This is a genomic window from Paenibacillus sp. TAB_01 (assembly GCF_043945595.1).
Taxonomy (GTDB): Bacteria; Bacillota; Bacilli; order Paenibacillales; family NBRC-103111; genus Paenibacillus_S.
In genome coordinates this window covers 5,889,194-5,910,000 of the sequence record NZ_JBIFNP010000001.1, presented here as the reverse complement: position 1 = coordinate 5,910,000, position 20,807 = coordinate 5,889,194, and the positions used below count along the sequence as shown (strand labels likewise).

The window sequence follows — 20,807 nt, the reverse complement described above, 5'->3', positions numbered from 1 at the left end:
TGTACCACCGTGAACCGTTATGAGCAATGGGGTGACGCAGAAGGATAGTGACGCGGACTGATGGATGTCCGTCCAAGCAGAGAGGCTGGTGTGCAGGCAAATCCGCACATCCTTAAGGCTGGTCTGTGATGGGGAGCGAAAATTACAGTAGCGAAGGTCATGAGTTCAGGCTGCCAAGAAAAGCCTCTAGCCAGGGAGAAGGTGCCCGTACCGCAAACCGACACAGGTAGGCGAGCAGAGCATGCTAAGGCGCGCGGAAGAACTCTCGTTAAGGAACTCGGCAAAATGACCCCGTAACTTCGGGAGAAGGGGTGCCTCGGTAGGGTGAATAGCCCGAGGGGGCCGCAGTGAAAAGGCCCAAGCGACTGTTTAGCAAAAACACAGGTCTGTGCGAAGCCGCAAGGCGAAGTATACGGGCTGACGCCTGCCCGGTGCTGGAAGGTTAAGGGGAGTGGTTAGGGGTTTACCCCGAAGCTATGAACCGAAGCCCCAGTAAACGGCGGCCGTAACTATAACGGTCCTAAGGTAGCGAAATTCCTTGTCAGGTAAATTCTGACCCGCACGAATGGCGTAACGACTTGGGCGCTGTCTCAACGAGAGATCCGGTGAAATTTTAATACCTGTGAAGATGCAGGTTACCCGCGACAAGACGGAAAGACCCCATGGAGCTTTACTGCAGCTTGATATTGGACTTTGGTACGATCTGTACAGGATAGGTGGGAGCCTGAGAAGCCTGAGCGCCAGCTTGGGTGGAGGCGCCGTTGGGATACCACCCTGATCGTATCGGAGTTCTAACCTGGTACCGTGAACCGGTATGGGGACAGTGTCAGGTGGGCAGTTTGACTGGGGCGGTCGCCTCCTAAAAAGTAACGGAGGCGCCCCAAGGTTCCCTCAGAATGGTTGGAAATCATTCGAAGAGTGCAAAGGCATAAGGGAGCTTGACTGCGAGACGAACAGGTCGAGCAGGGACGAAAGTCGGGCTTAGTGATCCGGTGGTACCGCATGGAAGGGCCATCGCTCAACGGATAAAAGCTACCCTGGGGATAACAGGCTTATCTCCCCCAAGAGTCCACATCGACGGGGAGGTTTGGCACCTCGATGTCGGCTCATCGCATCCTGGGGCTGAAGTAGGTCCCAAGGGTTGGGCTGTTCGCCCATTAAAGCGGTACGCGAGCTGGGTTCAGAACGTCGTGAGACAGTTCGGTCCCTATCTGTCGTGGGCGCAGGAAATTTGAGAGGAGCTGTCCTTAGTACGAGAGGACCGGGATGGACGTACCGCTGGTGTACCAGTTGTTCCGCCAGGAGCACGGCTGGATAGCTACGTACGGACGGGATAAGCGCTGAAAGCATCTAAGCGTGAAGCCCCCCTCAAGATGAGATTTCCCAGTATGTAAGACCCCTTGAAGACGACGAGGTAGATAGGTTCGGGGTGGAAGTGCCGTAAGGTATGGAGCTGACGAATACTAATCGGTCGAGGGCTTATCCAAGAGAACAGCAAAGAAGAAGGATGTATGCTTGTTTCGTATCTAGTTTTCAAGGTGCAAGTCGCCTTGAATTAAAGTATTCATGTTTCCTGGCAGAAACATGACACATCGTTTGGTGATGATGGCGGAGGGGAACCACGCGTTCCCATCTCGAACACGACCGTTAAGCCCTCCAGCGCCGATGGTACTTGAACCGAAGGGTTCCGGGAGAGTAGGACGTCGCCAAGCGATCCCACAACCGTGGGTTTTTTTTTGCCGCTGTGTTGGACAAACTATATATGATAAGGGCCCTTAGCTCAGCTGGTTAGAGCGCACCCCTGATAAGGGTGAGGTCGGTGGTTCGAGTCCACTAGGGCCCACCATAACTAAATAATTAAGATATGGGGCCATAGCTCAGCTGGGAGAGCGCCTGCCTTGCAAGCAGGAGGTCAGCGGTTCGATCCCGCTTGGCTCCACCATTATTCCCTGATAGCTCAGTTGGTAGAGCACTCGACTGTTAATCGAGTTGTCACAGGTTCGAGTCCTGTTCGGGGAGCCATCTGGAGAGGTGTCCGAGCTGGCCGAAGGAGCACGATTGGAAATCGTGTAGGCGTCACAAGCGTCTCGAGGGTTCGAATCCCTCTCTCTCCGTAGCAATACTTTAAAGCAAGGCCCGTTGGTCAAGGGGTTAAGACACCTCCCTTTCACGGAGGTAACAGGGGTTCGAATCCCCTACGGGTCACCATTATTGTCCCATGGAGGCTTAGCTCAGCTGGGAGAGCATCTGCCTTACAAGCAGAGGGTCGGCGGTTCGATCCCGTCAGCCTCCACCATATAAAGTATAACGACGCGGGGTGGAGCAGCCCGGTAGCTCGTCGGGCTCATAACCCGAAGGCCGCAGGTTCAAATCCTGCCCCCGCAACCAATTTATTTTTGAAGTAAGGTTACCCTGCTTTGAAAATTCAAGTGTGGAGCCGTGGTGTAGAGGCCTAACATGCCTGCCTGTCACGCAGGAGACCGCGGGTTCGAATCCCGTCGGCTCCGCCATTTTGTACTTGTGATCTCTGATAGAATGGAGATCCGAGAGCCTCTGTTTCATCTAGGGGCATAGTTTAAAGGTAGAACAAAGGTCTCCAAAACCTTTGGTGTGGGTTCAATTCCTGCTGCCCCTGCCATTTTATTATTGAGAGCCATTAGCTCAGTTGGTAGAGCACCTGACTTTTAATCAGGGTGTCGTAGGTTCGAGTCCTACATGGCTCATTGGTTTTTGCGGTCGTGGCGGAATTGGCAGACGCGCTAGATTCAGGTTCTAGTGGTGTAACAGCCGTGGAGGTTCGAGTCCTCTCGACCGCACCAATTTTTGCGGAAGTGGCTCAGCGGTAGAGCATCGCCTTGCCAAGGCGAGGGTCGCGGGTTCGATTCCCGTCTTCCGCTCCATATGATGTTCCCTTAGCTCAGCTGGATAGAGCGTTTGACTACGAATCAAAAGGCCGGGAGTTCGAATCTCTCAGGGAACGCCATATTACTTCGGGACGTAGCTCAGCTTGGTAGAGCACCTGGTTTGGGACCAGGGGGTCGCATGTTCAAATCGTGTCGTCCCGACCATTTATATTTCAGGTTTTTACTCTAAGAAATTAGAATCCGCGGAGATCGCGGATTTTTTGCATTTTAACGGGGCAAGGTAAAGGGATGGTGCTCTTCCCAAGGAGAGCAAATCCTTCAGTGATGGGGGGAGCCTGCTTTTGAAAGAGTATTTTCTATAGAAATTCATGCCAAGCGGCGGTCAAAGCATCTTTTTGCTTAGCCGCTTTTTTTATTTGCATATGGAAAACAAGAGGTTTCGTGCAAATCGACACTACATTTTATAGCAGCAGGTTCGGGAGGAACGAGCAGGATGATGAGCGGGAGTAAGCGTACGGTTTCTTTGAAAACAAAATTTACATTATTTCTTTTGCTGCTTACGACAGTGCCGGTAGCCATAGTGGCCGGAATTATGAGGACTTTGTATACCCAAGTCGTCAAGACAGAGCTCGAAGAGCAGCAAAAGGTGATTGCATCTGCGAATGCGGTGCAGTTAAATGGCTTTCTCGATGGGAAAGTCAAAACGATGGAAAGTATGGTCAATACCTATCGTACGGATGTTCTCGCGGGAAGCCGGGCAAAGAAAGTGGAGCTTCTCCAAACCATGAAGGGCGATGAGTCCCGACGTTAGGTCATTTTCTTTTGCTGCAGAGTCCGGTAAGTCGTTTGACGATAAGGGGACCGAGCTGGATTTATCCTGCTTTGATAATTTCAAGCGAATTAAGCAAGAGAAGACCGTAGGCATATCGGATATTATTTCGGAAGGCAGCACCCAAGAGAACATCATCATTCTGGATTTTCCGCTTCTTGGCAGCAGCGGCGAATTTCGCGGTCTCGTTCAAGCTGTGGTCACCCCGGGAACATCCTGGCGGATTTGAACCGCAACAAAATCGGGAATACGAGCGCGGTGTTTCTAATTTCGAAAACCGGTCATTACCTTGCCTATCAAGCGCAAGGCCGAATCGGTAAAGAACTCAAAAATTATGAGAATGAAGCGACTGCCCAGTTATTTAGCGAAAACGTACTGAAGAATAAAATCGGGGAAATTCATTATACCGCGGCGGATGGCACCTCGAAGGCGGCGGCCTTTGCCGAGGTGGGGTTGACTGGTTGGCGGGTCGTGGTTACGAATGACGAGGATGATCTGATGAGCGGTGTGACGCAATCGAACAGGAGCGTATTCATTACTATTCTTGTTTGTTTGGCGGCCGTGGTGGTGCTGGCTTATTTGGCAGCCCATTATGCGCTGAAGCCTGTGTACATGATGACAAAAATTATGAAAAGAGCTGCGGGCGGTGACCTTACGGAGCGTTTAAACCCGCGAGGCCATGATGAACTGCAGCAGCTCATGCGCGATATTGATGCGATGCTGGAATCTTTCAAATTTACGCTGATCAAGCTTTCGGAGGCTGTTGAGCATACGGCGGCTTCCTCCGAGCAGTTAACGGCAATTGCAGCAGGCTCCGTCATTGGTTCGCAAAGCATGGCAAGCTCGGCCGAACAGGCAGCCCGAGGCGTACAAGTCCAGTATGAAGGATCGGAACAGTCGGCGACGGCAACGGAGGAGATGGCGATCGGCATTCAACGAATTGCGGAGTCGTCCGGTGTCGTTAATGAAAATGTTCAGCAGGTGAAAGGGCAGGTCACGCAAGGCTCCACGGTCGTTCAGGAAGCGGTGCTTCAAATCACGAGTCTGAGCAGTACGGTGGAAAGCACGGCTCGCACAGTAGCGGCTTTAGAACGGAAGTCGTCCGATATACATCGGATAGTAAGCTACATCTCGGACATCGCCCATCAGACAAACCTTTTGTCCTTAAATGCCGCCATTGAAGCGGCAAGAGCCGGGGAGCATGGGGGAGGCTTTGCCGTGGTGGCCGGAGAGGTCAAAAAATAGGCAGAGCTCACAACCGAGGCAACCGGCTCTATTGCCGGCATGCTGCTTGAAATTCAGAGCTCAACCGCCGATACGTCCAAGGCGATCTCAGGAGGATTAGAAGAGGTTAGGACAAGTGCCGCACAGATTGAGAAAGTCGGTGAAGTCTTCGTTTCCGTGGTCAAGGCGGTGGAGGAAGTATCCACTCAGATTGAGGAGGTTTCGGCGGCAACGGAGGAATTGTTGGTCAGCACCGAGGATGTCTCGGCAACAATGAATGAGATGGTATCAACCTCCAGGCATTCGCTTGAGGAAATGCGCCATATTTCCAAGGGAGCTTCGGAACAGCACGCAGCGATGGAAGAAATTTCAGCATCCTCGGAGTCTTTAAGCCGGATGGCAGCGGAGCTTCAAGAACTGGTAGCCAAGTTTAAGCTGAGCTAATCGGACAAGATAATCTGAGCATTCGTTCGCGGCTAATTCATCACCCTATACGTATTGTATACCAAGCCTCTATCGGCATCCCGATAGAGGCTTTTTGTCTATTGTTGAAGAGCATTTATGTGGATGGGGTAATGAAGGCTGCATGTGGGCAGGAAGTAATAAAGTTGTTTTGAAAGCGCAATCATAATGATAAACTAAAGAGAGAAGAGTGAGCCTTCATTTAGATCTCAGGTGACGGGTGACCGTAGCCATCCCCAGCGGTGAGGTTCATGGTGCTGTCAGACAGATCACCGAAGCAGACACAGGTTCAGAAGAGGAGAGTGTCGCTGAGACATTATGAAGTTCACTTTATAGATGCTCCCGGTTTTATCGGCAGCTAAGTCTTGAGATGAGACTAAACGACTGCTGATTAAGATTGAATCCCGTCCGGACTGGGTTTCGGGATTCATTTGTTTTCCCGCCTCCATTCCATCGTCCCGGCTATCGAATCTATGTTATTATATTCCTATCGGATTTATAAGAAATAGAAAAATAGATCCTTCACGGGGGGATTCCTTTGATTAGCCTGATCCAATCGGCCTTTTCCAATTTCAAATTTCGCAGCCTGTTTTTTCGTATCCTGTTCATTCAAGTCTTGCTGGTAGTCGTGACCGCGGCGGTCGTCGGCTTTCTTGGGGAGCGGTACAGTCAGAACGTGGTTCGCGATGAGGTCAAGCAGTCCAGTATGCAGGTGCTGGAACAGACCCGGCGGCTAATGGATGCACTGCTCAATGACGTGGATCAAATTACGATCCGGCTCGCTCAGAACATGGCTTTTTCCAGAGCTTTGGAGGCGGGAGGGGAAGGGCCGGCGAAGTCCGACGCGGACGTTATTCACGATGTGATGCTGGAATCGTACATCTCTTCTCCTTATATCGAGTCCATTTCAGTCTATTACGCCCGCAGCGGGCTGGTACAGTCGGCGTTGACAGGCTTGAGCAAGGTGGAGGACAGCGACGATCCGGAATGGTTCCCGTTGTACGCCTCGATGCATAAGACGGAGGGCAAATGGTTTGTGCGGCCCTATCCCAAGACGAAAACGAATCAGCTGAACGAGACACAAGTGACGTTAATCCGCACGACCCCATGGGTAGGAACGCCGATCAACGGGGCCGTCGTGGTCAATCTGAATCAGCAGGCCTTATTCCAGAGTCCGTCGATCCAACTGATCCGGCATGGGGAGGAAATCTGGATGGTCAGCCCGGACGGTTCGCTCGCTTATAACATCACCACAGGGGCCGTCGTCAATGAGAAGGAGTTTTCTATGGTCAGTGAGCATATGGCGGACCGGACATCTGCGTTCACAGGTCATTTCCGCGGTGCCGATTATTCCTTTACCACGGTGACTTCGCCTTATACCGGCTGGAAATACGTCAATTTAATTCCAACCGTATCCTTGTACAAAAGCGGCCAAGCGATTCAATCGTTCATGTTTATTGTCATGGTGTTCAGTATCGGGATCGCGGGGATTTTCGCTTTCTTTATCTCGTTAAAAATTTACAGCCCTATTTATTCGCTTGTTCAATTAGTGAGCAATAAAAGGGAGGAGGGCAAGGGGCATCCGCCCGGGGAAGAAAAAAGCGAAGTTACCATGCTGCTCGCGGCCTTCCATTCGTTGAAGGAAAAAGGGAGCGAGCTGGATGACCAGCTCCGGGATAACTGGCCTGTGCTGCAGCAAAGCTTCCTTCAGCAGCTCATTCAAGAGCAGCCGCATGACCCGGAGGAGCGGCTGGCCAAGTTCGCCTATTACCGTCTGCCGGTGACAGGCAGCGGCTTCTTCGTCAGCGTGCTGCGCATTGACAATTATGCCTCCTATGTGGAGAAGTATAGCAGCTTCGATCAGAGCTCCATCCGTTACTTTATTGCCAAGGTGGGCAGCGAGCTTGCCGGGAGCACCTTTCGCGTCTATCCGCTGCATACCGAGAGCCGGGACATCATTCTGATCTGCAATCCGGAGGAAGACTTGGCTACGGAGGATTTCCGGGCCCAAGCGGAAGCGATAGCTGCCGCCACGTTAAGCTCCATTGCAAATTATTTGAATTTATCGGTCAGCGTCGGCATCGGAGGGCTGAAGACGTCTGCCGGCGAGATCAGCGTATCGTATCAGGAAGCGATGGAGGCGTTGGAGCTGCGGGCCTTTAAAGGCGCCGGGTTCGTCTCGCCGATCTGGCTGCAGCAGGAGAGGGAACCGTCCGATCAGCAATTTTTCCGGAAGCTGGGCGAGGTGAAGCGCGACCTGCTGCTGCATCTGCGCTCGGAGGAGCCGGACAGACTGCAGGACGCATTGCAGCGTCTGCACAGGCTTGCCCAGCAGGCGGAGGGACTCTCGTTTCCGCTGCTGCGGCACTCGTTATTTCAGCTGATTGTAGAAATGTTTCAGCGCGCTTCCGAGCTGGGGCTGGTCTCGTCTCAGCCGGATGAGGAATTGACCTGCCTGCAGGAGCAGATGATGTGGCTGGAAACGGTAGAGCAGGCAGTGCGTTTCGTTCACGATTATGCCTGTACGATCAACCGCCAGGTCCACGCGGAGCCGGCCGCGGAACGCCCTTCGGTAGCGCAGCAAATTTTGGCGTACATCCAGCTCAATTTTGATAAGGACATTTCCCTTGGCGGCATTGCCGACCAATTGAAGCTGGACCCCTCCTATGTAAGCCGGTTGTTCCGGCAGGAGATCAGCATGACATTTACCGATTACGTCATCATGCTTCGCCTGGATAAGGCGAAGGAGCTGCTGCAGCACAGCACGCAGGCGATTAAAGAAATCGGCTCGTCGGTAGGCTATGCCAACCAGCGGAGCTTCAACCGGATTTTCAAAAAATACGAAGGCGTGACCCCTGGGGAATATCGAGATATTCATGCTCCAAGCAAGCTCGCGGGAGACCAGATTTACTGAAATACGGCCGCAGGTGAACGATGTCATCAAAGGACCATGGCGCCGAAACGGCGCATTTTCCGCTGAAGTCCCTAAGTTCAACAATGGTCTCTTTACGGGAAGAGGCCGCTTTTCTATGATGGTCCTGTAACCGGACATACAAGGCAGAAGGCAGTACCAGGTCGAAAAACCATCATTTATTAAGGGGGACACAGCTTATGAAGAAGAGGGCTGGAGCAAAAGCCGCCCGCGTCCTGCTGACGTCGGTGATCCTGCTTGGAATGCTGACGGCGTGCAGCGATCCTAAACCGGCTGGGCAGACCCAGCAGGATCCTGGCGCCGGTACCGGCACAGAGACCAAAGCGGCCGCTGGGGGCGTGTATCATTTGGGGGAGACAGTCAATCCGGAGCAGGTCACGAACTTTAACCCGTTTTTGGCCACCGGCAACTGGACGCCGTTTTTCGATTATGTATTCGATTCGCTCTACTACTTTAATCCGGTCAAAGGAAACCTGATGCCGCGGTTGGCCGAAGGGGAAGGCAAATGGTCGGACGACAACAAAACGTATACCGTGAAATTGAATTTAAAAGCAAAATGGCATGACGGCAAGCCGTTCACTGCCGACGATGTGCTGTATTCGTTCCAGGCGCTGAAGAACAACAAGGTACTGGACCGTTACCAGCTGTGGGGGGACAACCGGCTGAAGGAAGTGACCGCTCAGGGGACGGATACGATTGTATTTACAATGAATAAGCAGTTCCCGTCTTTGCCGTTTTATTTGTCCACCGTATACATGGTTCCGAAGCATATCTTCGAGAAGGAGAATGCAGCGGAGTTTTTGAATAAAACGCCGATAGGCACCGGGCCTTTTAAATTTAAAAGTATAAATGAGAGCGCTATTGTGCTCGACCGCAATGCCGACTACTTCCTCGGCGCGCCATCGATTGAACAGCTGTTCGTGAACCGGTTCAACAATTCATCGACGCTCACGCTTGCGCTGGAAAAAGGTGACGTTCAAGGTACAACAGGCACTGTAGCGATGCCAAGCGTACCGAAGCTGCTGGAAAATCCGGTGAACAAGCTGCAAATTTATCCGGGCTTGAACACGTTCTCCGTCGTTATTAATAATGAGAAGCCGCTGTTATCCGATCCTGCGGTGCGCAAGGCGATTCAGGTGGCGCTCGACCGTAAATCGCTGATCGAAAAGGGCGAGTCCAACGGCGTATTCCCGGCTAATCCAGGCTTCCTGTCATCGGTATTCGGCGACATGGCGGACAAGAAGCTGATTGATAATCCCGCTTACAATTACAACCTGAATGAGGCCGTCAAAGGGCTCGAAGCCGCCGGATATAAGAAGAATGCCAAGGGCATCTATGAGAAGGACGGCAAGCCGCTTTCCTTCACGTATCATATGGCGGCGAATGCGCCGGCGCAGAACAAGGAAGGCGCGATGATTACCGCATGGCTCAAGGAAGTCGGCATCGAGACGACGACCAAGCTGGTGACCTGGCCGGAGCTGACCAAGCTGCTGATGGCCGGAGACTACGAGCTGCTGCAGAACGGGATTACGACGCCGCCCGATCCGCAGGCGCAGCTTGAAATTTTCCACAGCAAAATGACAGCGCCGATCGGCACTAATGCTCCGGGCCTTAACTACATGCGCTTCCGCGATGCGGACGTGGACAAATGGCTCGACGAGGCGTCTTCGGCAGATCCCGCCAAGCGCAAAGAGCTGTACCAGCAGGTTCAGCAGCGGATTGCGGATAAAGCCCCTGTGGCCGTCATGTACAACGTAGGCGGACATATTCCGTACCGGGTGGATCAATTTACGAATTATAACGAAGACCTTCCCGTTACCTCCGCCCTGTCGCTTAAGCAGATCAAGAAGAAGTAGCATGGTTCGTCTTTAAGCTGAACAGGAGGTGCGGTTGTGCGCTACAATTCCATCTATTTGTTGAAAAGAGTGGGCTTTGCCCTTGTTACGCTCTATATGGCGGTAACCTTGAATTTCCTCCTCCCCCGGTTAATGGGGGGGATCCCGCGACAGCGCTGGCTTCGGAGAAGGCGCTGGGTTCGCAGGAGGTAGCGAATGCGTTGAAGGCCCAGTTCGGGCTGGACGATCCGAGCATTCTGCATCAATACGGCCGCTATCTGGGCCAGCTGCTGCACGGCAACCTCGGCGTGTCCTATGTAAACTATCCGTCACCGGTCGCCGACGTGATGTTGAAAGCGCTGCCGTGGACGCTCGGGACCGTGCTGATCGCCACGCTGCTGAGCTACTTGGTCGGCTGGCTGATCGGGATCCGGGGAGCCTGGAAGTCCGGATCGTTTTTTGACAATTCCACGCTGTTTACAGCGTTTTTCTTGAACTCGGTGCCTTTTTTCTGGATCGCGATCATCTTCATCATGATCTTCTCCTTTTACCTGGGCTGGTTTCCGCTCGGGCAGGCGATGGACCCGGATATCGACAGCTTCTCCGTTTGGGAGAAGATCATGTCTATTGTGAACCATGCGTTTCTGCCGGTGTTTACGCTTATCATCGCGACCTTGGCCGGACATATTCTCGTCCTCCGCAACAATCTGATGCGCGTGCTGTCCGAAGATTATATGCTGCTCGCCAAGGCGAAAGGCGTGTCCGTGCGCCGCAGGAAGTACATGTATGGAGCGCGCAATGCGCTGCTGCCCTCTTTTACCGGACTGATGACCTCGCTCGGTCATGTTATCGGCGGAGCGATCACGACGGAAATCGTCTTTTCGTATCCGGGGGTCGGACTTGTGACCTTCAACGCGATTCTGAATCATGACTACCCGCTAATTCAGGGCTCGTTTCTGTTTATCGCGATTTCCGTTATCGTCTGCAATCTGATTGCGGATCTGCTGTACCCGCTGCTCGATCCCCGGGTGGTGCTTAACTAACGTACCAAGGGAGGTTCCCTATGCAAACTATGCTACGCATGTTGAAGGCGTCGGGGTCTGCTTTTCCGGGGGCAAAGGGAAAAATCGGACTCGCGATCTTTATCGTCTTCACCGTTATCGCTTTATTCGGGTCGGTGCTTGCGCCTTATCCGAAAAATTTTATCGGCTTCGATTCGTGGCTCGCTCCTTCCTTTGCGCATTGGCTGGGTACGGACAGCTACGGGCAGGATGTGCTGAGCCAAATGATTTACGGCACGAGCACCTCGTTCTGGGTGGGCATCATTGCCGGGCTTATCACCACGGTGATCGGGGTCACGGTCGGCGTCATCTCCGGCTTCAAAGGGGGCTGGATCGAAGAGTCTCTGATGCGGGTCGTCGATCTGTTTCTCATTATTCCTACGTTAGCGCTGATGATTATATTGGCGTCCTTCCTCCCCTCTATGGGGATCGGCAGCACGATCCTGATTATCGGCTGTCTGAGCTGGCTCTACATGGCGAGAAGCATCCGCAGCCAGACGATGTCGGAGCGGCAGAGCGGCTATGTGGAAGCGGCGCGTATGGTCGGGATGAAGGATACGGAAATTATGTTCCGGGAAATATTGCCGAACATCATTCCGGTCATTTTGGCCAATCAGGTGCTGGTAACGACGCAGGCCGTACTGGCGGAAGCGGGGCTCAGCTTTCTCGGCTTGGGCGACCCGACGAATGTCAGCTGGGGGACGATTCTGGCGCTGGCCAATGCGAACAATGCGGTTATGTTCCATGCCTGGTGGTGGATTCTGCCGCCGGGGCTCGCGATTGCGTGCTTCTGCTTCGGCTTTATACTGATCGGCAACGGCATTCTGGAAAAATACCGCGCGAACCGCGGCAACGCAGCGCTGTAGAGCGGGTTTTATACAGCGGATGAAGGATAAAGGAGCAAGGATGCAGGGGGCAGCAGCTTCCCGATGCATCCAGATTGAAGGAGGGATACCTTTGGAAGATCTGCTGGAGGTCCAAGACCTGTGCATAGAATACGCTTCGCCGAGAGGCGTCGTGAAGGCTGCCGATCATGTCAGCTTCTCGATCCGAAAGGGGGAAATCTTCGGCCTGGCTGGGGAGTCCGGCTGCGGCAAGTCGACGACCGCCTTCGGCATTTGCCGTCTGCTCCGGCATCCGGCGCAGGTAACGAAGGGCAGCGTCAAGCTGGACGGGATAGAGCTGACCGGGCTGTCCGACGAGCAGTTCGACCGGTTGCGCTGGTCCCGGATGTCGATCGTGCTGCAAAGCGCGATGAACAATCTGAATCCGGTGCTGCGCATCCGCGATCAGCTGGTTGATGCTATTGTCGCCCATGAGCCGGAAGCGGGCCGGAAGCTGCCGGGCGGGCAGCGGATCTGATGAAGCTGGTCGATCTGCCGGAGGGCCGGCTGGACAGCTATCCTCACGAGCTGTCGGGCGGCATGCGGCAAAGGGTCGTCATTGCTATGGCGATGGCTTTGAAGCCGAGCCTGGTTGTCATGGACGAACCGACCACCGCGCTGGATGTGGTAGTGCAGAACGGGATTATCCGCAAAATATTGGAGCTGCAGCAAAAGTTTGGCTTCTCCGTCCTGTTCATTACGCACGACCTGCCGCTGATGCTGGAGATGTGCGACCGGATCGGCATTATGTATGCGGGACGGCTGGTCGAGGTAGCGACTAAAAGCCAGCTGCTGAAGGCGCCGCGGCATCCGTACACCAGAGGGCTGCTGAACTCGTTCCCTTCGCTGTCGGGGCCGAGAACAAGGCTGACCGGCATTCCGGGCAGCCCGCCCGATCTGATCCGCCCGCCGGGCGGCTGCAAATTCGAGCCGCGCTGCGCGCATGCAATGTCTCACTGCAGGCAGGAAGAGCCTGCTATGGCAGAGGATGCAAAGGGACGGATCGCCTGCTATTTGTATGGGGAGGAGGGGGTATACGATGAAGTCTCTGCTTCAAGTGAGCGGCCTCGGTAAAACCTTCACGTCCCGCTCGATGCTTAAGAAAAAGGAGTTCCAAGCGGTACGCAATATTCATTTCGGTCTGGAGCCGGGGGAGGTGCTGGCCATTGTCGGCGAGTCGGGCAGCGGCAAAAGCACGATCGCCCGCATGCTGACGAACCTCATCCCGGCAACGGATGGCGACATCTATTATAACGGTGAATCGCTGAAACGGAACCGACGTTTGCGGCAAACATTGCCGACTTTCGTGCAGATGATTTTTCAAGATCCGTTCGCGGCTTTGAACCCGCATCATACGATAGGCTATATTGTCGGCAGGCCGCTGCAGGTGCAGCGCCAGGTGAAAGGGGATACCCGCCCGCGGGTGCTGGAGCTGCTGAATAAGGTGGGCCTGACCCCGGCGGAGGACTTTATTGATAAGTATCCTTATCAGCTTTCGGGGGGACAGAAGCAGCGCGTCGTCATCGCCAAGGTGCTCGGTTTGAACCCCAAAGTAATTATCGCCGATGAGCCGACCTCGATGCTCGACGTATCTATCGGTGTGGATATTATGAACCTGCTGCTGGATCTGAAGGATAAGGAGAACCTGTCCTTGATCCTGATCACGCACAATCTGGGCAGCGCCCGGTATATGGCCGATCGGATTATGGTTATGTATGCCGGCCAGATGATGGAATACGGACCGACGGAGGAGCTGATCCAGCATCCGCGGCATCCGTATACGAAGCTGCTGCTGCATTCCTCGCCCGACCCGTGGAGGGAGACGGAGGAACAGGAGAAGATGCTGGACCGGCAGGGAGAGCCAGTGCCTGACGCAGGCTGCAGCTTCTACCACCGCTGTCCTTCGGCGAGCGGGGTATGCCGCACGACCAGGGTGGAGGCGGTCAGCACAGAGGACGGGCGCAGTGTGCTCTGCCATTTGTACGGACAAGGAGGAGATCAATGATGACCACCAAACGGCCGAATTTCATCGTCGTCTATTGCGACGATCTGGGCTATGGCGATTTGGGCTGCTACGGTTCGACGGAGATGAAGACGCCGCATCTCGATCAGCTGGCCGGGGAGGGCATGCGGTTCACGAAATGGTACTCCAATTCGCCGGTCTGCTCCCCTTCGCGGGCTTCGCTGCTGACGGGAAGGTATCCGGCCAGAGCCGGAGTCAGCCACATTCTGGGAGGCAAACGCGGAACTGCGGGGCTGCCGCTCGGGCTGCCGACACTGCCTAAGGTATTAAAATCCGAAGGCTACCGGACCGCCTTGTTCGGGAAGTGGCATCTCGGCGCTTCTGCGGAGTACGGTCCGAATGCGCACGGTTTTGATGAATTTTATGGCTTCCGTGCAGGCTGCATCGACTATTACTCGCATATTTTCTACTGGGAGCAGGCGGGCGGGGTCAATCCGGTCCACGACCTATGGCATAACGAACAAGAGGTGTGGGAGAACGGCCAATATATGACCGAGGTCATTACGAAGAAGTCGGTGGAATACATCGAGGCATCTGCAGAGGATGAGCCGTTCTTCCTGTACACCGCCTACAATGCGCCGCATTATCCGATGCATGCGCCGAAGCCGTATATCGACCGGTTCCCGGAGCTGTCTCCCGACCGGAGAATCATGGCAGCTATGATCGCGGCTGTCGATGACGGGATCGGGGATATCGTGGCTGCTTTGAAACGAAAAGGCATCTACGAGAATACAGTAATTTTCTTCTCGAGCGATAACGGTCCTTCGACGGAGTCCCGAAACTGGCTGGACGGGACCGAGGATTTGTATTACGGGGGCAGCGCGGGCATCTTCCGCGGTCACAAGGGCAGCTTGTTCGACGGAGGCGTAAGAGAGCCTGCGATTCTCAGCTATCCTTCGTTTATCGCCGCTGGGCAGACGCGGGATGAAGTGTGCGCGATGATGGATATTTTCCCGACGTTCCTGGAGCTGGCAGGCTGCTCCCCGGAGGCTTACGATCCGAATGGAACGAGCCTGGTTCCGCTGCTCGGAGGAGACGGAGCGGCTGAGGAGGCTCGCCACATAGGCGGCGCGGGAGCGGCAGGAGCCAATGGAGCAGCCGCTGGATCTGACGGAGTGCCTGGGGCAGCTAGGACCGCTGAAAGAGCGTCAGAAGAGGATGGAACAGGCAGAACAGCCGTACGGACCGGACAGAGCGTATGGAGCAGCCGTGGAAGCCGAAATTGCTGCAGGAGCGGGTGAATCAGCCGCTGGAGTGGGGGCTGTTAAAAGAACGGCGGAAGCGGGCGGAACAGGAGCAGCCGCTGGAACCGACCCGACGGGCGGCCGGATGCTGTTCTGGGAATACGGAGAACAGCTGGCTGTCCGGGAGGGCAAGTGGAAGCTGGTGCTGAACGGCAAGCTAGATTTCAGCCGGACTGCGATAGACGCCGTCCATTTGTCCGATGTGGATGCAGATCCGGGCGAGCGGATCAATCTGGCGGAGAAGCATCCGGATATGGTTCGGAGGCTAGAGGAAGCGGTACGGCATTGGTATGGCACCTTACGGGAGGAGACGATTCGCCGATGAAAGCGATTTTGATTCTGTTCGATTCCTTGAACCGGCACATGCTGCCGCCTTACGGCTGCGATTGGACGCATGCGCCGAATTTCAGCCGGCTGGCGGAACGGAGCGTAACGTTCGACAACAACTGGGTAGGCAGTATGCCATGCATGCCTGCGCGAAGAGACCTGCTGACAGGCCGGCATAATTTCCTGCACCGCAGCTGGGGCCCGCTGGAGCCGTTTGACGATTCGATGCCTGCGATTTTGCGGAAGCAGGGGGTGCACGCTCACCTGGTCAGCGACCATTATCATTATTGGGAGCCGGGCGGAGCCACGTATCACAGCCAGTACACGACATGGGACTTCATCCGGGGACAGGAGGGCGACCCGTGGAAGGGCGAGGTGGCGGAGCCGCCGATTCCCGAGCATGTCGGTAGCTACGACGGCTACCGCGGGCAGCTGTTCCGGCAGGACTGGATTAACCGCAAGTACATGACGACGGAAGAGACTCATCCGCAGGCCAAAACGTTCACGGAAGGCATCGAATTTATCCGGACGAACCGCGGGGAGGACCGCTGGCTGCTGCAGATCGAGGCTTTCGATCCGCATGAGCCGTTCTTTTCGCATCAGGCCTATAAAGATCTGTATCCGCATGATTACACGGGCAAGCATTTTGACTGGCCGCAGTATCAGAAGGTGGAAGAAACCCGCGAAGAGGCGGAACATGGCAAGCTGGAGTATGCGGCGCTTCTCAGCATGTGCGATGCCTACCTCGGCAAAGTGATGGATGCAATGGACGAGTACGATCTGTGGAAGGATACGATGCTGATCGTCTCGACCGATCATGGCTTTTTGCTCGGCGAGCACGATTGGTGGGCCAAAAATATTATGCCGTTCTACAACGAGATTGCCCGGACTCCGTTGTTCGTTTGGGATCCCCGCAGCGGCAAGCGAAATGAACGATGCAGCCAGCTGACGCAGATGATCGATATTGCGCCGACGCTGCTGGAATACTTCGGGGCGGAGGCACCGCCCGATATGCAGGGGATTTCGTTAAGCCGGGCTTGCGAAGCCGAAGCCGGCGGAGCGGACGGGCCGACCCGGGAAGCCGTCTTGTTCGGCATCCATGGGGCGCATGTCAACTGCACGGATGGACGCTATGTTTATATGCGGGCGCCGGTACGGCCGGACAACAGCCCGCTGTACAATTACACCTTGATGCCGACGCACATGGCATCGATGTTCAGCCCTGCGGAGCTGCAGCAGTTGGAGCTGGCCGAGCCGTTTTCTTTTACCAAAGGCGTTAGAACGCTGAAGATCCAAGCGGGAAGCTATATCCCTGCGCACCGGTTCGGCACCCTGCTGTTCGATATCCTGCACGATCCGGAGCAAAAGCAGCCGATCCAGGACAAGGAAGCGGAAGCGCGGATGATCGGGCTGATGGCGGAGCTGATGAAGCAAAACGATGCGCCCGAGGAGCAGTACGAGAGATTAGGCTTGCCGAAGTAAAACGATCTGGAGGGGGGCAGGCTCGGATACAAGCTGAAGTAAATCAGGCTTGGTCCGGTCATACGCCGGTGCCGGGCTGGGTTTCAGGCTAAATTAGTCAGGATGCTCGGCCCAGTTGTACGCTGAGTCGTCCCCATGGGTCCACTCCCAGGTAGAGGGAACACCGGATCTTCGAAAGCAGGAACGGCAGCGTTAGTCCCCGATATGCCAAAAAGCAGGACGGTTCTGAACGCCACGCGGCGATCGAACCGTTTTTTTATACAGCCAGAAAATGCAGCGGATACCTCCATACAACTGCTCCCGCCGACGCATGCGTGCGCACCGGACGATTCTCTGATCTACAGCGTAGCTGCTTTATCCCGCGCATCCTTCATGTGAAAAATAATTAATGCCGCTTACCTTCCAAGGAAAATAATGTATAATATAGCTGTAGAGGACATAGTCCTTTAGCACTATCCGGGATCGAGAGAGAACGGTGCAATGTTATATCATGACATCAAGGAGAGCCGCCATGGTTGTTATTAGAGCTGTACAATCCAAGCTGCGCCCGCAGGAAGAATGTGTCTATTCCCGAGCCGGAGGCTTTACACTGCCCGATCAATCCGTTGTAGGGACGCACACCCTTTATATTACGAACCAAGGCCGCATTCTTGCCCATGATACGGGAGGCTTGTTCGGGAATGAGCAGGTGGAAATTTATGAGGGAGCCGACTTAGGCGTGAAGGTGACCTTGGATAAATATTCGGCTGAGCTGACGAATGAAGCCGGCTACAGCCGGTTGACCTTTTCCTTCACGATGAGGCCGTCCGAATTCATTACCCTGTTCTCCAAAACAAAGAAATCGATGTTTAGAATCCCGTCTGCCGCACCGTATCGCTGCTATATGCGGGATGCAATGGGCTTATATACATTCGCTGAGCTTCGGCTCAAGCCGGAGGCTGTGCTGCTGGGCGGCTCGGAAATTCCGTTTCGCCGAATTAAGGATTTGTCCATCGATCCGAATTGTATGGCCGGTTTTAGCGGAATCTTCGAGATTGGCGGCAAGGAAGTGCAGGAACTGCACCTGTTCCTGCCCTATATCAGCGTGCTGAAGCAGCTGGTTGAGTCGCATCAGCATACGCCCAAGGTATCGGAGCTTGTTGGGGAGAAGGCTGCGTTGTTTCCAGTTCGTGTAAGCGGCACGATGAATAATGTCAAGTACGAGGACGTTTCTTTGACGCTGGCAGCCGAGGAAAACCGTCTGCGTTTTGTAAATGAGACCGATATGCAGGTAGTGGGAGAGCTCTCAAGAGAAACGGATGCTTTCTATTACGCGCCGGAGTCGCATCAGCTTCTTGCTGTCAAGGGGACGACTCCGCTTCGCGTCAAGCTGCTGCAGGAGCAGGCCCAAGCCTTTATTCAAAAGCGGTATGTCCAAGCCGGCTGTTCAGCATGGCCGGATGCCGGTAAGCTGTACGGCGTTTGGGACGGGAAGCGCTATGAGGGAGCAGCCGTTGACTTGCTCGCTTCGAAGGATACGCTTCGCTTCCAGATTGCCGATTCGATGCGTTTAACGAAGGAGATCCCTTATGGAGAGCTTGAGTCCGTAACGGATGACCGGAAATGGTTTTTTCTGCACAAGCGGCAGCAAATCGCGCTGCTTGCGCTGAACAGCGGGGTGAAGCTGTCAGATTCGGCCGTCGGCAAGCGAGTGCCGAGGAAGCAAGCGGATGAGGCCAAGGTGGGACACCTTGCCAATTTGCAGCCGTTTTATTTTGACCATACCCGTGAGGAGCTTTCAATATACCAATCGGCGGACAGCCGGCTTCAGACGTTCGCCCATACGGAGCTAAACGGGATTTCCATTGTCGAGCCGGGGATGCCTTCCCCTTTTGCGAAAGTACGGCTGGATACCGATCAAGACAAAGTGGAGCTGTACATTCCTTACGCAGAGGTACAGGGGGTCATTCAGCGATCGTACCTGTACAAGAAGTCTCCGCTTCTGCCTCAGCTCCAAGGCAAGCAGCTTTTCTTAAGCTGGGGGCGGATGGCCAACGATTTTACGCTCTATCAGCTGTTCGGTCAGCTTATCACTTTGAGTGAAGGCATTCGGGAGCTTCATACGATGAAGCAAAGCGCGGAGCAGCGGAGCACCGGTTTAATCAACCTGTTATACCACGGGATTCAGGCGCAAAAGAAACGAATGGATCTTATCTCGATCTACCTGCCGGCACTGCTGGAGCAGGAGGACCGCAAGCTGCTGGAGCAGGCGGGAATCGCCTTGAGCGAGCGTCCGTACAAGCAGTTTCAGCAGCGGATGATCGGCATTGCCAGCCAGCTCCGCAGAAGCCTGAACGAAATAGAGAACGCGCTTTCCGCGGTTTCCTTCGCCATCATTCCGAAAGTGGAGATGGACAAATATATTGACGCCAAAGCGAATAAACGGTATGTCGCAGCAGCCGGACTGGGAACGGCGGGTCTGCTCTTTCCTCCATTGCTGCTGCCGGCAGGCTTTATGGCGATTCAAGCTTATTTTATGAAGGGCGATATGAAGATGCAGGAGGAAATCCGCCTTAAGAATGAAAAGCATCGAATGGATTTTTATTTGCACAAGGCATTGGACGGCTTCGACCATATGATGAAAACCGTTTATCCCTATTACATTGCGGAATGCAACCGGGCGATGTATGAGATGATGCGTCAGGTAGCTTCCGCCTATAAGCCGGGCATAGAGGAACCGTCGGTCAAACAGGCGCTGCTTGAGAGGCTTGCACAGTATTATACGTACAAGCAAATGCCAATCGATGACTCCGTGGCCGTCAATAGACATGAGCTGATTGAAAAGGTGCATGGAGCGTCCCAGCTTAACGAGGTTCATATTTCTTCGATCCGACAGGAGGTAGGGTTAGATGTTTCGCAATCCGTTTCACTATATCGATGATCTGTTCGAGGAACCCGGGGAGGCACAAGGGAGCGATGCCGCAGCGCCGGAAACCCATTTTGTCGAGCCGCACGAAGTGGAAGGCTATGAGAAAGAGGATGGGCACCTTCGTCGAGGGCTATTGGCGCGACGGGGACGGCGATACCTCGCACGACAGGACGCTGGAAGAAGGCGGCGGCTATGAGCAGAGCAACCCGGACGGCGATCCGGCGAACAATTTGGACTCTTAATGGTTTATTTCATTAAATGATAAAGGAGCAGTCTGAATGTTAAACAATCCGTTCCGCCCCGAAGGATGGCAGCAAACTGACGCATTCCTGGATATGAATCATAACGGTATTCCGGATCTGTACGATTCTGCTTCGGATCTGGACCACAACGGGATGCCGGACCATGCGGACGTGCTGTTCGACATGAATCACAATGGCGTGCCGGACAGCCACGATCTGACAATCGACCTCGATCATAACGGTTTTCCGGATGCGGCTGATGCGTTCTTCGATCTGGATCATGACGGCATGCCGGACCGGCAGGATGTGCTGGTCGATCTGGACCACAACGGCTTTAACGATGGCACGATCCATCATTTTTAAATTCCATGGCTCTGCTGCAGCTTCTGCGGCGGAGTTATTTTTTTCCATATTATCTATACATGATCGGCTGGCTGCGGGAATACATATGTAGCAAGGTGAATCAGGCGCTGTTTGTAATTCTTAAAAT

At 54.3% G+C, this 20,807-nt stretch carries 17 protein-coding genes, 14 tRNA genes and 2 rRNA genes (1 of these 33 cut by a window edge); all 33 read left to right on the top strand.

Annotated features, from left to right (window positions below):
- Positions 1–1,487: ribosomal RNA gene (locus ACHHV8_RS28815) — 23S ribosomal RNA — on the top strand; it begins 1,463 nt to the left of the window's first position.
- Between the two features lie 108 nt (positions 1,488–1,595).
- A 5S ribosomal RNA gene (gene rrf, locus ACHHV8_RS28810) occupies positions 1,596–1,712 on the top strand.
- A 57-nt stretch (positions 1,713–1,769) separates the two neighbouring features.
- Positions 1,770–1,846: transfer RNA gene (locus ACHHV8_RS28805), tRNA-Ile, on the top strand.
- A 20-nt stretch (positions 1,847–1,866) separates the two neighbouring features.
- Positions 1,867–1,942: transfer RNA gene (locus tag ACHHV8_RS28800), tRNA-Ala, on the top strand.
- A 4-nt stretch (positions 1,943–1,946) separates the two neighbouring features.
- Positions 1,947–2,022 (top strand) — tRNA-Asn (locus tag ACHHV8_RS28795).
- Positions 2,023–2,025: 3 nt separating this feature from the next.
- Positions 2,026–2,114, top strand: a tRNA-Ser gene (locus ACHHV8_RS28790).
- 19 nt (positions 2,115–2,133) lie between these two features.
- Positions 2,134–2,208: transfer RNA gene (locus ACHHV8_RS28785), tRNA-Glu, on the top strand.
- A gap of 12 nt (positions 2,209–2,220) precedes the next feature.
- A tRNA-Val gene (locus tag ACHHV8_RS28780) sits at positions 2,221–2,296 on the top strand.
- Positions 2,297–2,311: 15 nt separating this feature from the next.
- Positions 2,312–2,388, top strand: a tRNA-Met gene (locus ACHHV8_RS28775).
- Between the two features lie 45 nt (positions 2,389–2,433).
- Positions 2,434–2,510 (top strand) — tRNA-Asp (locus ACHHV8_RS28770).
- 54 nt (positions 2,511–2,564) lie between these two features.
- Positions 2,565–2,638 (top strand) — tRNA-Trp (locus ACHHV8_RS28765).
- A gap of 12 nt (positions 2,639–2,650) precedes the next feature.
- A tRNA-Lys gene (locus ACHHV8_RS28760) sits at positions 2,651–2,723 on the top strand.
- Between the two features lie 9 nt (positions 2,724–2,732).
- Positions 2,733–2,819, top strand: a tRNA-Leu gene (locus ACHHV8_RS28755).
- 6 nt (positions 2,820–2,825) lie between these two features.
- A tRNA-Gly gene (locus ACHHV8_RS28750) sits at positions 2,826–2,900 on the top strand.
- A 6-nt stretch (positions 2,901–2,906) separates the two neighbouring features.
- Positions 2,907–2,983 (top strand) — tRNA-Arg (locus ACHHV8_RS28745).
- A gap of 8 nt (positions 2,984–2,991) precedes the next feature.
- Positions 2,992–3,068 (top strand) — tRNA-Pro (locus ACHHV8_RS28740).
- 289 nt (positions 3,069–3,357) lie between these two features.
- A complete protein-coding gene (locus ACHHV8_RS28735) occupies positions 3,358–3,675 on the top strand; it encodes a hypothetical protein (protein ID WP_395162739.1) in 318 nt (105 codons plus the stop codon).
- Positions 3,659–3,922, top strand: a complete 264-nt coding sequence (locus tag ACHHV8_RS28730; protein WP_395162738.1) for a PDC sensor domain-containing protein — start codon at positions 3,659–3,661, stop codon at positions 3,920–3,922. The genes ACHHV8_RS28735 and ACHHV8_RS28730 overlap by 17 nt, the downstream gene beginning before the upstream one ends.
- Positions 3,919–4,938 carry a methyl-accepting chemotaxis protein gene (locus ACHHV8_RS28725; RefSeq protein WP_395162737.1) on the top strand — a complete coding sequence of 340 codons (1,020 nt, stop codon included), beginning with the start codon at positions 3,919–3,921 and terminating at the stop codon, positions 4,936–4,938. Before ACHHV8_RS28730 ends, ACHHV8_RS28725 begins: the two co-directional genes overlap by 4 nt.
- A gap of 39 nt (positions 4,939–4,977) precedes the next feature.
- A complete protein-coding gene (locus ACHHV8_RS28720; RefSeq protein WP_395162736.1) occupies positions 4,978–5,361 on the top strand; it encodes a methyl-accepting chemotaxis protein in 384 nt (127 codons plus the stop codon).
- Between the two features lie 556 nt (positions 5,362–5,917).
- Entirely contained in the window at positions 5,918–8,293 is a 2,376-nt protein-coding gene (locus ACHHV8_RS28715) for a helix-turn-helix domain-containing protein (RefSeq protein ID WP_395162735.1), read from the top strand.
- Positions 8,294–8,490: 197 nt separating this feature from the next.
- Positions 8,491–10,167, top strand: coding sequence for an ABC transporter substrate-binding protein (locus ACHHV8_RS28710; protein WP_395162734.1), 1,677 nt, complete (start codon positions 8,491–8,493; stop codon positions 10,165–10,167).
- Positions 10,168–10,367: 200 nt separating this feature from the next.
- Entirely contained in the window at positions 10,368–11,189 is an 822-nt protein-coding gene (locus tag ACHHV8_RS28705) for an ABC transporter permease (protein ID WP_395162733.1), read from the top strand.
- A 20-nt stretch (positions 11,190–11,209) separates the two neighbouring features.
- On the top strand, positions 11,210–12,073 hold the full coding sequence (locus ACHHV8_RS28700) for an ABC transporter permease (RefSeq protein ID WP_395162732.1): 864 nt from the start codon (positions 11,210–11,212) through the stop codon (positions 12,071–12,073).
- Between the two features lie 91 nt (positions 12,074–12,164).
- Entirely contained in the window at positions 12,165–12,569 is a 405-nt protein-coding gene (locus tag ACHHV8_RS28695) for an ATP-binding cassette domain-containing protein (RefSeq protein WP_395162731.1), read from the top strand.
- The gene (locus ACHHV8_RS28690; protein ID WP_395162730.1) at positions 12,569–13,165 is read left to right on the top strand and encodes an ABC transporter ATP-binding protein; all 597 of its coding nucleotides are present in this window, start codon (positions 12,569–12,571) and stop codon (positions 13,163–13,165) included. The genes ACHHV8_RS28695 and ACHHV8_RS28690 overlap by 1 nt, the downstream gene beginning before the upstream one ends.
- Positions 13,131–14,096, top strand: a complete 966-nt coding sequence (locus tag ACHHV8_RS28685) for an ABC transporter ATP-binding protein (RefSeq protein WP_395162729.1) — start codon at positions 13,131–13,133, stop codon at positions 14,094–14,096. The genes ACHHV8_RS28690 and ACHHV8_RS28685 overlap by 35 nt, the downstream gene beginning before the upstream one ends.
- Positions 14,093–15,355 carry a sulfatase-like hydrolase/transferase gene (locus ACHHV8_RS28680; RefSeq protein ID WP_395162728.1) on the top strand — a complete coding sequence of 421 codons (1,263 nt, stop codon included), beginning with the start codon at positions 14,093–14,095 and terminating at the stop codon, positions 15,353–15,355. The genes ACHHV8_RS28685 and ACHHV8_RS28680 overlap by 4 nt, the downstream gene beginning before the upstream one ends.
- Entirely contained in the window at positions 15,324–15,683 is a 360-nt protein-coding gene (locus ACHHV8_RS28675; RefSeq protein ID WP_395162727.1) for a hypothetical protein, read from the top strand. Before ACHHV8_RS28680 ends, ACHHV8_RS28675 begins: the two co-directional genes overlap by 32 nt.
- Entirely contained in the window at positions 15,680–17,167 is a 1,488-nt protein-coding gene (locus ACHHV8_RS28670; RefSeq protein ID WP_395162726.1) for a sulfatase, read from the top strand. Before ACHHV8_RS28675 ends, ACHHV8_RS28670 begins: the two co-directional genes overlap by 4 nt.
- Before the next feature lie 511 nt (positions 17,168–17,678).
- Positions 17,679–20,087, top strand: a complete 2,409-nt coding sequence (locus ACHHV8_RS28665; RefSeq protein WP_395162725.1) for a hypothetical protein — start codon at positions 17,679–17,681, stop codon at positions 20,085–20,087.
- A gap of 86 nt (positions 20,088–20,173) precedes the next feature.
- Positions 20,174–20,317, top strand: coding sequence for a hypothetical protein (locus ACHHV8_RS28660; RefSeq protein ID WP_395162724.1), 144 nt, complete (start codon positions 20,174–20,176; stop codon positions 20,315–20,317).
- A 36-nt stretch (positions 20,318–20,353) separates the two neighbouring features.
- Positions 20,354–20,680, top strand: a complete 327-nt coding sequence (locus ACHHV8_RS28655; protein ID WP_395162723.1) for a hypothetical protein — start codon at positions 20,354–20,356, stop codon at positions 20,678–20,680.
- Positions 20,681–20,807 lie beyond the last annotated feature (127 nt).